General features: G+C 63.8%; 2 protein-coding genes. Both read right to left on the bottom strand.

What is annotated here, in order from left to right:
* Positions 1-84: 84 nt before the first annotated feature.
* On the bottom strand, positions 85-1,656 hold the full coding sequence (locus PSV38_RS05285) for a GGDEF domain-containing protein (protein WP_300545633.1): 1,572 nt from the start codon (positions 1,654-1,656) through the stop codon (positions 85-87).
* A complete protein-coding gene (locus tag PSV38_RS05280) occupies positions 1,653-17,201 on the bottom strand; it encodes an Ig-like domain-containing protein (protein ID WP_300545631.1) in 15,549 nt (5,182 codons plus the stop codon). Before PSV38_RS05280 ends, PSV38_RS05285 begins: the two co-directional genes overlap by 4 nt.
* Positions 17,202-17,273: the final 72 nt, after the last annotated feature.

Here is a 17,273-nt window from a genome sequence, read left to right as displayed (position 1 = left end):
ACTGTTGAATGATGGATGAACTCACGACAGGTAAAACTTGTAAATAAGCCAAGAACTACCGACAACTGCCCGCTTCCACGCAGTTCAAGCATCCACCACCAACTCGCCGACCTCGGCCCAGTCGATGCACTGAACCTGGTTTCGGCCGGCTTCCTTGGCGGCATACAAGCCCTGGTCCGCCCGCTCGATCAAAAGCAGCATGTTTTTGGCATTGCCGGAGCCCAGCATGGCCACACCAAAGCTGGAGGTGATGCGCAGGTTGGGCACGCCCTCGACACTGGGGCCGACTTCGCGCTCAATGCGGCCACGGATGCGGTCGGCCACAATCACAGCTTGGTCCAACGTCAGGCCATGGAGCAGCACGCAGAATTCTTCGCCGCCATAACGGCACAGCACGTCTTGCTCGCGCATGGAGGTTTTCAGAACCTTGGAGACGGCCTGGATCACCACGTCGCCCACCGAGTGGCCGTAGGTGTCGTTGACGGACTTGAAACGGTCGATGTCGGTCATCACGCAGCACAAGGGCTCGCCAGTTTCAAGGGCATGCTTCAGCATGGGCTCGGCGCGGGCGAAGAAGGCGCGGCGGTTGAAACAACCGGTCATGGGGTCGCAGTTGGCCAGCAGTTGCAGCTCGTCGTTCTGCTTCTGGATCTGGTCGCGCGAAGACTCCAACTCCGTCAGCGCAGAGCGCAGTTGGGTGTTGGCCTGGTCCAGCGCGGTCACGTCGTCCAAGGTGACCAGGCAGCCCCGGGCGTTGCCAGCGGCATCGCGGATGGCGGCGCAATTGAGCAAGGCGCGCCGGGCGTCGCCACCATCGCGGCTCAGATCGACTTCCACGCCCAGGATGGGCTCGGTGGTCTGCAGCGCACGTTCCCAGGGTGGCAGGTCGGCCGTTTCATGCACGCCATTGACCAGCCACTCCAGTTGCTTGATCGAGCGGCCCATCAGCACGTCGCCAGCTTGAGGGTGAAAACCGCGAAACGCAGAATTGGCCAGCAGGATCTGACCTTGCAGGTCCAGCACCAACAGGCCTTCGGTCAAGGTGTCGAAGGCCACGCGCACCCGTTCCGGGATGGCTTTGGACGGATCCAGATGCTGCAGAACCCGCCGCAAGTACAGGTAAAAAGCAATGAACGACGCCGTGCTGATGGTGAAGATCAGTTGCACGGTGGGCTGTTTCAACCAGCCCATCAGGGTGTTGGGCCAGGGTGATCGGTAGCCGATTTCAAGCTGCCCCCATTTGGCCGTGCCTGAATTGAGGGGCACCACCACGCTGGTGATGGTGGACAAGCCCAGAGGCGGTGCTTCCCAACCCTCTTTGTGGCCGTTGGTGGCAATCACCAGATCACCCGCCTCGCGGCGGATGCCGATCGATTCGATCTCCGGTGATTGCTGCACGATTTCATGGATCATGCCGACCAGTGGGCCCCGCATGCTTGCATCGTTGAGCAGTAACTTGACTTGCACTGCCACATTCACCGCAACCTGCTCGCGCACGCTTTGGGTCATGGCGCGCTGGTCAGGCAAGAGCTTGAGGACGAGGTCGAGCACCATCAGCAATCCCACCAGCAATGACACCAGGCCAAAGCTGATGCGCGCCGTGGGGCTCATGGCCCAACGACGCATCAAACCGCGGATTGAAAACTTCTCGCTCATCCAATGCCTTCTAGTTCACGACCGTCGACCTTGTTGGCGCCGAACAAGCGCGCCGCCCGGGCGTCCATGCCGTTGGGGTCGTCTGCGTGATCATCACTTTCATCCTCATCATCCGGACCGGGCCCGCCACCCAGGCCCATGACCGGCAGCGGGTCAATGGAACGCCAGGCCGGTGTGCTGATCATCAAGCTGGCCAGCAGGCCGGACATCCGGGCGGCCCACCAGACCGCGCCCACCGACAATGCGGCGCCCGAGGTCTGTACCACCATCTTTTCGACCTTAACCCGGCGATCTTCAGTGTTTTCAGTGAAGGCCAGGCGGGGCGACGAATGCTCACTGCCCCGCACGCCTACCGTGGAGAAGCTCAGATTGAGGCCAGCCTCGGACGAAACCTTGAGCTGAGTGACGCTCATTTCAAGCAGGATGTTGCCGGGGGTCACACCGAAAATCAGTCCACCAGCTTCCAGTCGAACCACGAAACCGCCGGCTTGATTGGCGGCGTAGTGCGATGCAGATGTCGCATAGGAGCCACCTTGCGCATGCTGGCCTGAAGTGCCATGGCCCTGGCCATCGCTTTCATTGCCACTTTGAACGGGCGGCAGCTGCGCGCCGTCCCCGGGATTGCTTGAACCAACCGGGGACTCGTTGAGTTTGTCGCCAATCTCATCGACCATGTCGTCCTTCGGCTCGACCGGTGGCGTGGTGGGCTGAGCCGGCGTGACGGGCGATGTGCCCGGGGCCGTGTTCGAACCACCACCCGCGCCAGTGCCGGTGCCCGGACTGGTCGGACCAGGCCCTTGCGGCACAGAGGCCGATGCGACCGAAATGGACATCGTGCGGGCCACGGCATCGGTGTCACTGCCGCCCAAGGCCGTGCCACCGTTGTCCTGCACCTGGAAGGTGAAGCTGGCATAGCTCAATCCGCTGGTGCCGGCGACAGGGGTGAAGATCAGTTGGCCGGCGGCAATGTCGCTGGCCTGCACCCAGTCGCCCGCGTTGACCGCCACGCCATTCAACGTCAAGTTGCCGGCCACGGGCAAGGTGGTGATCCGGACTGCCCAGAAGGCGTTGCCAGGGGCATCGCGGAGATCGTTGAAGCCAAAGTCCGCCACCGTGAAGGTGTGGATGACGCCTTCATTGGTGGTCACGGTGTGGTCGGCCCCCACCGGCGCGTCGTTGAGCGAGGTCACATCCATCGTCATCGTGCGGGGGGTGCCATCCAGGTTCACGCCACCGTTGGCCGTGCCGCCGTTGTCCTGCACCTGGAAGGTGAAGCTTGAATAGCCTGCGCCGTGGCCATTGGCACCGGGGGTGTACACCAGCTTGCCGGCCGCGATGTCGCTGGCCAGGATGAAGTCGCCCGCGTTGATGGCCACGCCGTTCAACGTCAAAGTGCCCGCGCCGGGCAAGGTGGTGATCTTCACCGCTTGTAAAACGTAGCCGGGTGCGTCGTTCGTATCGGCAAACCCAAAGTCGGCGGTGCCGAAGGTGTATGCCGTGTCTTCCAGTGTCGTGATCGTCGTGCTGGCGCCTGTGGGTGCGTCATTGACTGAGCTGACGTTGACCGTCAGGGTCCGGGCCGTGCCGTCCAGGTTCACGCCGCCGTTGGCTGTGCCGCCGTTGTCCTGCACCTGGAAGGTGAAGCTGGCGTAAGCCGTGCCACTGGCATTGGCCACCGGCGTGAACTTGAGCAGACCCGAGGTGATGTTGGCCACCGAGATCGTCTGGCCTGCGGTGACGGCCACGCCGTTCAGGGTCAAGCTGCCCGCACCGGGCAAGGTGGTGATCCTCACACTCAGCAAAGCGTTGACTGGCGAGTCATTGGGGTCGGTGAAGCCAAAATCCGCTGCCGTGAAGGTGTAGATCGCGTCTTCATTGCTGGTCACGGTCTTGTCCGTGCCCACCGGGGCGTCGTTGACCGAGGTGACGTCCACGGTCATCGTGCGGGGGGCGCCATCCAGGTTCACCCCGCCGTTGGCCGTGCCGCCGTTGTCCTGCACCTGGAAGGTGAAGCTGGCATAGCCTGCGCCGTGGCCATCAGCCCCGGGTGTGTAGACCAGCTTGCCGGCCGCGATGTCGCTGGCCAGGATGAAGTCGCCCGCGTTGACCGCCACGCCGTTCAGCGTCAAGGTGCCTGTGCCTGCCAAGGTCGTGATCTTCACGGCCAGCATGGTGTTGCCGGGCGCATCGCTGGAGTCGGCAAAACCAAAATCGGCGGTGCCGAAGGTGTAGGCCGTGTCTTCCAGCGTGGTGATCGTCGTGCTGGCCCCTGCGGGCGCGTCGTTGACCGAGGTCACGTTCATGGCCATCGTGCGGGGCGTGCCGTCCAGGCTCACCCCGCCGTTGGCCGTGCCGCCGTTGTCCTGCACCTGGAAGGTGAAGCTGGCGTAGCCTGCACCGTGGCCATCGGCGCCGGATGTGTACACCAGCTTGCCGGCTGCGATGTCGCTGGCCAGGATGAAATCGCCCGCGTTGACCGCCACCCCGTTCAGCGTCAAGGTGCCAATGCCTGGCAAGGTGCTGATCTTCACGCTCAACAAGGTGTTGGCGGGTGAGTCGTTCAGATCGGCAAAGCCAAAGTCGGCGGTGCCGAAGGTATAAGCCGTGTCTTCATTGGTGGTCACGGTCTTGTCCGTGCCCAACGGGGCGTCGTTGACCGAGGTGACGTCCACGGTCAGCGTGCGCGCCGTGCCGTCCAGGTTCACCCCACCGTTGGCCGTGCCGCCGTTGTCTTGCACCTGGAAGATGAAGCTGGCGTAGCCTGCACCGTGGCCATCGGCGCCGGATGTGTACACCAGCTTGCCGACCGCGATGTCGCTGGCCAGGATGAAATCGCCGGCGTTGACGGCCACGCCGTTCAGCGACAAGGTGCCCGAGCCTGGCAAGGTCGTGATCTTCACGGTCAACAAGGTGTTGGCGGGCGAGTCGTTCAGATCGGCAAAGCCAAAATCGGCGGCAGCGAAGGTGTAGGCCGTGTCTTCGTTGGTGGTCACCGTTTTATCGGCGCCCACCGGGGCATCGTTGACCGAGGTCAGGTCCACGGTCATCGTGCGAGGCGTGCCATCCAGATCCGTGCCAGCGTGGGCCGTGCCACCGTTGTCCTGCACCTGGAAGGTGAAGCTGGTGTAGCCGGTGCCATTGGCATTGGCCGCCGGCGTGAACTTGAGCAGCCCCGAGGTGATGTTGGCCATCGAGATGGTCTGGCCTGCCGTGACGGCCACGCCGTTCAGCGTCAAGGTGCCCGCGCCTGGCAAGGTCGTGATCTTGACGGCCAGCATGGTGTTGGCAGGCGAGTCGTTCGCGTCGGCAAAGCCAAAGTCGGCGGTACCGAAGGTGTAGGCCGTGTCTTCGTTGGTGGTCACGGTCTTGTCCGTGCCCACCGGGGCGTCGTTGACCGAGGTCACGTCCACGGTCAGCGTGCGCGCCGTGCCGTCCAGGTTCACCCCACCGTTGGCCGTGCCGCCGTTGTCTTGCACCTGGAAAGTGAAGCTGGCGTAGCCCGCGCCGTTGCCGTCAAGCCCTGGCGTGTACACCAGCTTGCCGGTTGCGATGTCGCTGGCTAGGATGAAATCGCCCGCGTTGACCGCCACGCCGTTCAGCGTCAAGGTGCCCGCGCCTGGCAAGGTCGTGATCTTCACGGCTTGCAATGCGTTGCCGGGTGCATCGCTCGGGTCGGCAAAGCCAAAGTCGGCGGTGCCGAAGGTGTAGGCCGTGTCTTCCAGCGTGGTGATCGTCGTGCTGGCCCCTGCGGGCGCGTCGTTGACCGAGGTCACGTTCATGGCCATCGTGCGGGGCGTGCCGTCCAGGCTCACCCCGCCGTTGGCCGTGCCGCCGTTGTCCTGCACCTGGAAGGTGAAGCTGGCATAGCCCGCGCCGTTGCCGTCAAGCCCTGGCGTGTACACCAGCTTGCCGGCGGCGATGTCGCTGGCCAGGATGAAATCGCCTGCATTGACCGCCACGCCGTTCAGCATCAAGCTGCCCGCGCCTGGCAAGGTGGTGATCTTCACACTCAACAAGGTGTTGGCGGGGGTGTCGTTGGGGTCGGCAAAGCCGAAGTCTGCGGTGCCAAAGGTGTAGGCCGTGTCTTCCAGTGTCGTGATGGTCGTGCTGGCGCCCGTGGGAGCGTCATTGACCGAGGTGACATCCACGGTCATCGTGCGGGGGGTGCCGTCCAGGTTCACCCCGCCGTTGGCCGTGCCGCCGTTGTCCTGCACCTGGAAGGTGAAGCTGGCGTAGCCTGCGCCGTGGCCGTCAAGCCCTGGCGTGTACACCAGCTTGCCGGCCGCGATGTCGCTGGCCAGGATGAAATCGCCCGCGTTGACGGCCACGCCGTTCAGTGTCAAGGTACCCGCGCCTGGCAAGGTGGTGATCTTCACGCTCAACAAGGCGTTGCCGGGTGAGTCGCTCGGGTCGGCAAAGCCAAAGTCCGCCGTGCCGAAGGTGTAGGCCGTGTCTTCGTTGGTGATCACCGTTTTATCGGCGCCCACCGGGGCGTCGTTGACCGAGGTGACGTCCACGGTCATCGTGCGGGGGGTGCCATCCAGGTTCACCCCGCCGTTGGCCGTGCCGCCGTCGTCCTGCACCTGGAAGGTGAAGTTGGCATGGTTTGCGCCGTTGCTATTGGCCCCTGGTGTGTACACCAGCTTGCCCGCCGCGATGTCGCTGGCCAGGATGAAATCGCCTGCGTTGACGGCCACGCCGTTCAGCGTCAAGGTGCCTGCGCCTGGCAAGGTGGTGATCTTCACGCTCAGCAAGGTGTTGGCGGGCACATCGCTCGGGTCGGCAAAGCCAAAGTCGGCGGCAGCGAAGGTGTAGGCCATGTCTTCGAGGGTGGTCACGGTCTTGTCGGTGCCCACCGGGGCGTCGTTGACCGAGGTGACGTCCATCGTCAGCGTGCGCGCCGTGCCATCCAGGTTCACGCCGCCATTGGCCGTGCCGCCGTCGTCTTGCACCTGGAAGGTGAAGCTGGCGTAGCCCGCGCCGTTGCCGTCAAGCCCTGGCGTGTACACCAGCTTGCCGGTTGCGATGTCGCTGGCCAGGATGAAGTCGCCCGCGTTGACCGCCACACCGTTCAGCGTCAAGGTGCCCGCGCCTGGCAAGGTCGTGATCTTGACGGCTTGCAAGGCGTTGTCAGGTGCATCGCTCGGGTCGGTGAAGCCAAAGTCGGCGGTGCCAAAGGTGTAGGCCGTGTCTTCGAGGGCGGTCACGGTCCTGTCGATGCCCACGGGCACGTCGTTGACCGAGCTCACGTCCACGGTCAGCGTGCGCGCCGTGGCGTCCAGGTTCACCCCACCGTTGGCCGTGCCGCCATCGTCCTGCACCTGGAAGGTGAAGCTGGCATAAGCTGTGCCATTGCCATCGGCGCCGGGTGTGTACACGAGCTTGCCGGCAGCGATGTCGATGGCCAGGATGAAGTCGCCTGCGCTGACCGCCACGCCGTTCAGCGTCAAGCTGCCCGCGCCCGGCAAGGTCGTGATCTTCACGGCTTGCAATGCGTTGCCGGGGGCATCGCTCAGGTCAGTAAATCCGAAGTCCGCCGTGCCAAAGGTGTAGGTCGTGTCTTCGATGGTGGTCACGGTTTTGTCCGTGCCCACGGGGGCGTCGTTGACCGAGGTCACGTCCACGGTCAGGGTGCGAGGAGTGCCATCCAGGTTCACCCCACCGTTGGCCGTGCCGCCGTCGTCCTGCACCTGGAAGGTGAAGCTGGCATAGCCCGCGCCGTTGCCGTCAAGTCCAGGCATGTACACCAGCTTGCCGGTTGCGATGTCACTGGCCAGGATGAAATCGCCCGCGTTGACCGCCACGCCGTTCAGCGTCAAGGTGCCCGCGCCCGGCAAGGTCGTGATCTTCACGGCCAGCAGGGCGTTGCCGGGTGCATCACTCGGATCGGCAAAGCCAAAATCTGAGGCACCGAAGGTGTAAGCAACGTCCTCGCTGGTGGTCACCGTTTTGTCGGCCCCCACGGGTGCATCGTTGACGGCCGTCACATCGACCGTCATGGTGCGGGGTGTGGCGTCCAGGTCTACGCCACCACTGGCCGTGCCGCCATCGTCCTGCACCTGGAAGTTGAAGCTGGCATAGGCTGTTCCGCTGGCATTGCTGCCAGGCACGAACACCAGGCCACCCGCGGCAATGTCGCTTGCCATCACAAAATCGCCTGCGCTGACGGCCACGCCGTTCAGCATCAAAGAGCCCGCGCCGGGAACGGTGGTGATCTTGACGGCCAGAAGTTGGTTCGACGGGGTGTCATTGAGGTCCGTGAAACCGAAATCGGCGGTGGTGAAAACGTAGGCAACGTCCTCAGCCGCGGTGACCGTGTTGTTTGAACCTTGTGGCGCTTGATTGACCGCGCTGGTGACGTTGACCGTCATCGTGTTGGCCGATGCATCGAGGTCCACGCCGCCATTGGCCGTGCCACCGTTGTCCTGCACCTGGAAGGTGAAGTCAGCGTAGGGTTGGCCGCTGACGCCGACGGCCGGCGTGAACACCAGCAGACCGCCAGCGATGTCACTGGCCAACACGAAGTCACCCGCATTGACGACCAAGCCATTGAGGGTCAAGGTGCCCGCGCCGGGAGTGGTCGTGATCTTCACGGCCAGCAAGGCATTGGCGGGCGAGTCGCTGACGTCGGTGAAGCCAAAATCGGCCGAACTGAAAACATAGGCGGTGTTTTCCAACGTGGTCACGGTTCTGTTGGCGCCTGCGGGGGCATCATTGACCGCCGTGACGTCCACCGTCATGGTGTTGGGCGACGCATCCAGGTCAACCCCGCCATTGGCCGTGCCGCCGTTGTCCTGCACCTGGAAGGTGAAGCTGGCGTAGCCCGCGCCATTGCCGTTGGCCGCTGGCACGAACTTGAGCAGGCCCGAGTTGATGTTGGCCACCGAGACCACCTGCCCGGCCGTCACCGCCAAGCCATTGAGCGTCAAGCTGCCCGTGCCCGGCAGAGTCGTGATCTTCACGCCCAGCAAGGTGTTGGCGGGCGAGTCGCTGGCATCGGTGAACCCAAAATCGGCCGCCGTGAAGGTGTAGTCGGCGTCCTCGTTGGTGGTCACTGTCTTGTTGGTGCCCGCTGGCGCGTCGTTGACGGCCGTGACGTTGACCGTCATCGTGTTGGGCGATGCATCCTGGTTCACCCCGCCATTGGCCGTGCCGCCGTTGTCCTGCACCTGGAAGGTGAAGCTGGTGTAGCCGGTGCCATTGGCATTGGCCGCGGGCGTGAATTTGAGCAGGCCCGAGTTGATGTTGGCCACCGTGACCACTTGGCCCGCCGTCACCGCCACGCCGCTCAAGGTCAGGCTGCCCGCGCCCGGCAAGGTCGTGATCCTCACGCCTGACAAGGTGTTGGCGGGCGAGTCGTTCGGGTCAGTGAATCCAAAATCGGCCGCCGTGAAGGTGTAGGCCGTGTCCTCAAGGGTGGTGATCGTCTTGTTGGTGCCCGCCGGCGCGTCGTTGACGGTGGTGACGTTGACCGTCATCGTGTTGGCAGAACCATCCAGGTCCACCCCGCCATTGGCCGTGCCGCCGTTGTCTTGCACCTGGAAGGTGAAGCTGGCGTAGCCCGTGCCTTTGGCGTTGGCCGCTGGCGTGAACCGCAGCAGGCCCGAATTGATGTTGGCCACCGAGACCACCTGGCCAGCCGTCACCGCCACGCCGTTCAAGGTCAGGCTGCCCGCGCCCGGCAGGGTCGTGATCTTCACGCCTGCCAAGGTGTTGGCGGGCGAGTCGCTGGCATCCGTGAAACCAAAATCGGCCGCCGTGAAGGTGTAGGCCGCGTCCTCAAGGGTGGTGATCGTTTTGTTGGTGCCCGCTGGCGCGTCGTTCACCACCGTGACGTCCAACGTCATGGTGCGGGGCGTGGCATCCAGGTCCACCCCGCCATTGGCCGTGCCGCCATTGTCCTGCACCTGGAAGGTGAAGCTGGCGTAGCCGGTGCCATTGGCGTTGGCCGCCGGGGTGAACTTGAGCAGGCCTGAGGCGATGTTGGCCGACGAGACCACCTGGCCGGCCGTCACCGCCACGCCGCTCAGGGTCAGGGTGCCCGCAGCGGGCAAGGTCGTGATCTTCACGCCCAGCAAGGTGTTGGCGGGCGAGTCGCTGGCATCGGTGAAACCAAAGTCGGCCACCGTGAAGGTGTAGGCCGTGTCCTCAAGGGTGGTCACCGTCTTGTTGGTGCCCGTTGGCGCGTCGTTCACTGCGGTCACGTCGACCGTCATGGTGCGGGGCGTGGTGTCCAGGTCCACCCCGCCATTGGCCGTGCCACCACTGTCTTGCACCTGGAAGGTGAAGCTGGCATAGCCCGTGCCATTGCCATTGGCCGCTGGCGTGAACAGCAGCAGCCCGGAGGCGATGTTGGCCGCCGAGATCACCTGGCCGGCCGTCACCGCCACGCCGTTCAAAGTCAGGCTGCCCGCGACCGGCAGGGTCGTGATCTTCACGCCCGACAAGGTGTGGGCGGGCGAGTCGCTGGCATCCGCGAAACCAAAATCGGCCGCCGTGAAGGTGTAAGCCGTGTCCTCAAGCGTGGTGATCGTCTTGTTGGTGCCCGCTGGCGCATCGTTGACCGTCGTGACATCGACCGTCATGGTGCGGGGCGTGGCATCCAGGTCCACCCCGCCATTGGCCGTGCCGCCGTTGTCCTGCACCTGGAAGGTGAAGCTGGCATAGCCAGTGCCATTGGCGTTGGCCACCGGGGTGAACTTGAGCAGGCCCGAGTTGATGTTGGCCACTGAGACCACCTGGCCCACCGTCACTGCCACGCCATTCAGGGTCAGGCTGCCCGCGCCGGGCAAGGCCGTGATCTTCACGCCCGACAAAGTGTTGGCGGGCGAGTCGCTCGCATCGGTGAACCCAAAATCGGCCGCCGTGAAGGTGTAGTCCGTGTCCTCGTTGGTGGTCACCGTCTTGTTGGTGCCCGCTGGCGCGTCGTTGACGGCCGTGACGCTGACCGTCATCGTGTTGGGTGATCCATCCAGGTCCACCCCGCCATTGGCCGTGCCACCGTTGTCCTGCACCTGGAAGGTGAAGCTGGCATAGCCCGCGCCATTGGCGTTGGCCGCTGGCGTGAACTTGAGCAAGCCCGAGGCAATGTTGGCGGAAGAGATCACCTGCCCGGCCGTCACCGCCACGCCATTGAGCGTCAAGCTGCCCGCGCCCGGCAAGGTCGTGATCTTCACGCCCAGCAAGGTGTTGGCGGGCGAGTCGCTGGCATCGGTGAACCCAAAATCGGCCGCAGTGAAGGTGTAGGCCGTGTCCTCAAGGGTGGTGATCGTCTTGTTGGTGCCCGCTGGCGCATCATTGACGGCCGTGACGTTGACCGTCATCGTGTTGGGCGAAGCATCCAGGTCCACCCCGCCATTGGCCGCGCCGCCGTTGTCTTGCACCTGGAAGGTGAAGCTGGTGTAGGCGGCGCCATTGGCATTGGCGGCGGGAGTGAACACGAGCAAACCCGAGTTGATGTTGGCCGCCGAGATCACTTGGCCAGCGGTCACGGCCACGCCGTTCAAGGTCAGGGTGCCCGCGCCCGGCAAGGTCGTGATCTTCACGCCTGCCAAGGTGTCGGCTGGTGAGTCGCTCGCATCGGTGAAGCCAAAATCGGCCGCCGTGAAGGTGTAGGCCGTGTCTTCCAGCGTGGTGATGGTGGTACTGGCACCCGCCGGCGCGTCGTTGACCGAATTGACGGTGATCGCCACCATGTCCGAGTCCGTCAGCGGCCCCCCGGTGCCGGTGTTGCCCTGGTCTGAGGTGACGATGCTCAAAGTGTCAGCGCCCGCGTAATTGCTCGTCGGGGTGTAGCTCAGGCCCGCTAAGGCGGCATTGATGTTGGCGACCGTGCCGGTGAAGACCATGCTGCCATCGGCCGTGCCGTCACCCGATGTGAAGCTCAGGCCCGTCAGGCCGGACAAGGTCAAGGTGCCATGCAGCACGCTCAAGGTCACCTGCATGCTGCCGGAGGCCGCATCCACGTCACTGATCGAGATGAGGTTGCCATTGCCCGAGGAGAACACCAGGGCGGTCTCCTCGTTGGTCGATTGCCCGCCGGGCTTGGTGTTGACCGGCGCGTCGTTGACCGCCGTGACGGTGACCGTGACGTTGTTGTCCAGGCTGGCCAGGCCAGTGGCACTGGTCAGCACATAGCGAACCGTGCGGTTCGTGGTCGAGGGTGCCGAGGTGTTGGTGTTCTGGTAGGTGATGTTGCTGATCAAGGCACTGACCGCGGCGTCCGTGGCATTGGCATTCAAGGTGATCACCAGGCTGGTGCCACCTGTGCCGCCGGTGACGGTCCCGATCACCGTGCCCGCATAGCTGATGTTAGCCCCGCTCACGCCAATCTGCCCCGCCCCCACGCCCTGGTTGCGCACACCCAGCACATCTTCGGCATTGGCGCTGCCGGCCGTGAATGAGACGGTCAGGTTGCCGCCGTTGTAGCCGTAGCCACTGCTCAGCACCGCGCTGGCCGCTGTGCCTTGGTCAATCACGGTGGCAGCCTGGTCTTCGGTGTAGGCCAGCGTGTCTCCAGCCAGGTTCAGGATCGCTGGGGCGCTCTGGTACCAGACGTAGGTGAAGTTTTCGCGATAGGTGTGGCCGGTGGCCGAATCCAGCTCGGTGACCGTGCCCCAGGCACTGCCGTCCCAAGCCACGAAGTTCAAATCCTGTGCATCGTCCTGCACACCCATCATGATGGTGTTGGTGTACGGGTCGGCAAACAGCTTGAGGACCTGCGGCTTGTCGGTGCCGCCCAGAGAGGGACCGGTGAACTCGGCGGACCAACCTCCCCCACTGGTCCAAGTGCGGTAGAACACATTGGCCGTGGCCTGCTTGCCATAGGCCGCCAGCAAATCACCGGACTGGCTTTCAAAGGCCACCGACATGCCCGAGTGCTGATCGATCATGTCGGTGCCGGTGGCGGTGGCCAATTGGCCACTGCCCCAACTGCTGCCATCCCACACCGACAACCACACTTCGTCGGCCGCGTCTTGCACGGCGATGGCAATGCGGTTGCTCTTGGCGTCCGAGGCCAGCACGGTTGAATACACGTCTGACGCCACCGTGACACCCGCTGGCGCGGTGATCGTGGATTCGGCGGACCAACTGGTGCCGTTCCAGAGGCGGTACTGCACGCTGGAAGAATCCGACGCCGAGGCGTCGTACACCACCATGACCCGGCCGCTGAGCTGCTCATAGGCCACGTTGATCTCGAACTTCTGATCGTTGGTGTTGGTGCCCAGGGTTTGCGCATTGCCCCAACTGCTGCCGTTCCACACCAGGGCGTATTGGTTGTTGGACGCCGTCGCTGTCTGCACCGCCAGCACCATCTCGTGTGTGACGGCGTTGGAGACCAGCTTCATCTGCACGGGCTCGCCACTGACCGGCGCGGTGATCGTGCCAATGGACGACCAGGTGCTGCCGTTCCAGGTTGCGTAGGACAGACCGGTGGTGCCCGTGTTGCCGTTGTCCCAAACCAGCATCGCATCGCCACTGACATTGTCGTAGACGATGGCAAAGCTGTCGTATTGCGAGGCGGCGGCGCCGGGGTTGGCCACTGGCAAGCTCAGCACCGATGACCAGGTGCTGCCATTCCAGATGGCCGCCAGAATCTTGCCAGACACATCGGCCGAGCCAATGAAGATGATCTCGTTGCGCGTAGGTGCCTCGGCCGCCGCGATCATCGAGATGTCGTCAGTGAGATTCAATCCGGTGGTGCCGACACCGCTCCAGCCCGACGGGCCCCAGTCCGCATAGCTTTGGTAGTAGCGGTCATTGGCATTCCAGATGACCTTGCCGCGTGGCGCATTGGCCGGGGCCACCGCCTGAACGGCCATCGCGAACTCAGACGCCCCAATGGGACCACCTTCGACGTTGGCCACTGCTGTGATCCAGTCGCCCACGCTCACCCCGGTCACGGTGAGCGAAAAGGTCGCGTCGCCGGTGGTGGCATCGGTGGTGACTTGTGCAAACCCGAGGTAGGTCTTGCCCTCGCCATGGCCACTGGCATCCTTGCTGGTGCTGGAGAAGAACTCGATGTAGATGGGCTGCGCCTGGGTATACCAGTCAATCGAACCAGAGATGACCGTGCTGCTTCCATTCGTGACCACGGAGGTGATCACGGGGAAGTTGTTCAGGTAGTTGGCACCACCATCACCGTCGTTGTAGTCGTTGTAGGTGACACCATCGTTGTTCAGGTCGATGCCCAAGCCGGTGTTGCTGTAGATCGAGTTGCGGTAGAACAGGTCGTAGATGCCGCCCACCACGGCGATGCCGGCGCCGCCATTGCCGGCAATGATGTTGCCGTCGCCACTGCCCTTCCCGCCCACCGTGGTGTTATTGCCGGTGATGTAAACACCCGCAGCGCCATTGCCCAGCAAGGTGGTGCCATCGGCGCCCACGCCAATGTAATTGCCTTTGATGACGTGGCCACCCGTGGGGCTGGACACCACCTGGATGCCATAGGTCGAGTTGCCGGAGATGATGTTGCGCGCGGCCGCCGTGTTGCCGCCCACGGTGGAAGCGTTGCCGGTGTTCAGGTAAATGCCCACGCCCGTGTTGCCCAGGGCCGTCGTGCCGGCCGCGTTCAGGCCCACGGTGTTGCCCTGAATGGTGGCTCCGCCAGTGCTGCCCACGTAAATGCCGCCGCCATCGTTGCCAGAGATCAGGTTGCCGGCACCCACCGCCGTGCCCCCGATGATGGCGCTGCCGCCGTCGTCCACATACAGGCCGTAGCCGGTGTTGCCCAGATCGACCGTGCCGGTGTAGTCCGTGCCGATGTAGTTGCCTTGCACGGTCACCGTGCCGGTCGTGGTGACCCACACGCCCCGGTTGGTGAAACCCGAGATCACATTGCCCGCGCCAGTGGCCGTGCCACCGATGGTGACGTTGGTGGCGGCGTTCTCGATCATGATTCCGTAGGCGCTGTTGGTCGTGCTGAAAGCCGCCGTGCCTGCCGCATTCAAGCCAATGTAGTTGCCCTTGATGACGGCGCCATCGGCACCCGTGGCCAGGTAGATGTTGTAGGCCGAAGTATTGCCCGAGATCACATTGCGGTCGGCAGCGGTCGTGCCCCCGATGGTGAGGTTGGCGCCATAGGCTTCGATGCCTTCTGAAGCGTTGCGCTTGGCCGCCCCGGCGTTGCTGCCATCGGCATTGAAGCTGCCGATGTAGTTGCCCACGATGGTGTTGTTGTCCGAGCCCGCCTGCACATAGATGCCATTGGCGCTGAACGCCCGGATGACCAGGCCGCGTATGGTGCTGCCATCGGCGGTGTTTAAGAGAGACAGGCCCTCGCCCGCGCCACCATTGCCGTCCAGTACCACAATCGGACGGTTGGTGTAGCCAGTCTGGGTGGCCGCGTTGATGTAGACGGCCCCCGTGATGGTCGGCAAGGCCGAGGCCATGGTGATGGTGTATTCACCGTAGGCCCCGGTTACGCCAGTGATGGCGAAAGCGATGGTGTCCGTGCCCGCCGTGGTGTTGGCCGCGATGATGGCCTCACGCAAAGACACCCTGGTGTCGGTGCCGCCATTCAAGGCGTTCAACTGCTCGGCCGTGAAGCTGGTGCCCAGGCCACTGTCGTTGTTGTCGGTGATGGTGGTCACCGTCAGCGTCGACACGACGTCGGTCACCGTCACGGCGAGGGCCTGCGTGTCGGCCAAGGTACCGTCCGAGACCTGCACGATCACGTCATAGACATTGTTCGCGCCCACGTCAGTGGGTGCCTCGAAATCTGGCGCGGCAGTGAAAGTCAGCACCCCCGTGATCCCATTGATGCTGAACCTGGCCGAGTCCGCGCCTCCTGAGATTGAATAGGTCAACGACCCACTGTCTGCGTCGGTAGAGCTGACCGTGGTCACCGCGGTCAAGGTCTCCCGCACGCTGATCGACCCTGATGTGCCACCGCCATTGCTGTTGATGACTGGCGCGTCATTGACACGGGTCACCGACAAGGTGGTGGTGGCCGAGTTCGTGCTGACACCGTTGGTGTCGGTGGCCACCACATTGATCGTGCGACTGGTCGTGGTCGGATTGTCCGAGGTGTTGTTGTAAGTGATGCTGCGCAACACCGTTTGGTAGTTGGCCACGGTGTCGGTGCCCGACAAGGTCAGCACGCCGGTGCCACTGTTGTAAGCGGCCGTGATGCTGGTGCCCGTGGTCGTGCCCGACAAGGACTCCAACACCCCGTCCAGGGGGTTGGCGATCGTCACCGTCATGCCGGTCAGGTTGGTGGTCGACCCGCCGGAGATCGTCGCATCGGTATCGGCGATCTTGAGCGGCGTCTGCTCGGTGAAAGCGCCGCTGTAGTTGCTGCCCGTGGCGCCCGAGCTGTTGTTGGCGTCCAGATCCACGGCTTGTGGCGTGGGTGGCGTGTAGGTGACGACCAATTTGGGGCGGCTAGCGACCGTGCCGTTCTCCGCCGAGGCAAAGGCGATGCGGGATGAATAACCCCCGTTGCTGGTCCACCATCCATAGTTGGATGACGGGCTGTTGACCCAAGCCTGGACCGAGGCAATCATGTTGGCATTGTTGGTGATCGAGAAGCTGCCGGTCCCGCTCTCCGTGATCGTGCCATCAACGGTGTTCGAATACCCACTGCCTGCTGAAACGCCGCCACCCATCGAACCCCAGGTGGATGCCCCCGTCCACGTGGTCAACATCCGGTGGAAATCAAAACTGGGATTCGTGAACGTGGCTTGGGTCGTGATTTGCATCGTCAATGTCACGCCCGTGATCGTCGAACCCGCGGGGATCTGATTCGTACCACTGCCAACCAGATTGTCGAACTTGATGAGCAACTGTGCCGCGCCACCGGTGCCGTCTTCGCCGGCCAATAGCGTCGTGGCGGCGCCGTAGTTGGTGTTGTCGGCGACGCCCGTGGAGGTGCGCAGATAAGTGTCGGTGGTGTCGGTGTAGCCTGCGGTCGTGCCTTCCTGCAGCGTCAAGGTGGCCAACACGTGGTCCCACAAGGCCACCGCTTCACCCTCCACGACCACGGTGGTTTCGATCTGGCCGTGCTGATACTCCAAGTCCCAGTCGCCGCCTAACGATGTCGCGCCCGTGAGGTCATCACTGGCCGCCACGTCCGCACCGGTGAGCAGTGCCAGGTTGTCGGCCAGGGCCCGGCCCTCAGCCGAGCTGCTCAGATCACAACCGTACAACAGCAGGTCAGCCTCCGGGGCCAAAGACTGGCCCCACGACGAGATGGACCCCAGATTGGCGTTCAGGCTGGCCGTGTCCAGGCGGCTGTTGCCCAAGGTGAGCCCCAAGGCATCGCCGTGGCTGATGATGTGCACCGCATCCAGATCCTGACGATGTTGCAAGGCGTTGGTGATGACGGCCAGGCCGTCTTCACCGGCCTGGATCACCACCACTTCGATCACTTTGCTGCTGGACGCATTCGCCTGGATGGCCTGGATCAGCTTGTCGGCCTCCGGGACGGCGGCATCGACGAACACCAGTTCATGCCGTACCGACGTCTCGGGAACCAGAACGTCGGGCGCGGCCACCACGGCCTGCATAAGCGGGATGGAGGCTGCCGAGGCGTCTGCGGTCAAGGTGGCTTGAGCACCACTCGCCGTCGCGGGCGCCGCCAGCGAGACTGGCAAGCCAAGCAATGTCGCTGCGTC

Source organism: Aquabacterium sp. (assembly GCF_029946005.1).
Classification (GTDB): domain Bacteria; phylum Pseudomonadota; class Gammaproteobacteria; order Burkholderiales; family Burkholderiaceae_C; genus Aquabacterium.
Note: the sequence above shows the minus strand (reverse complement) of the source record. Positions and strands in the feature narration are given on the sequence as shown.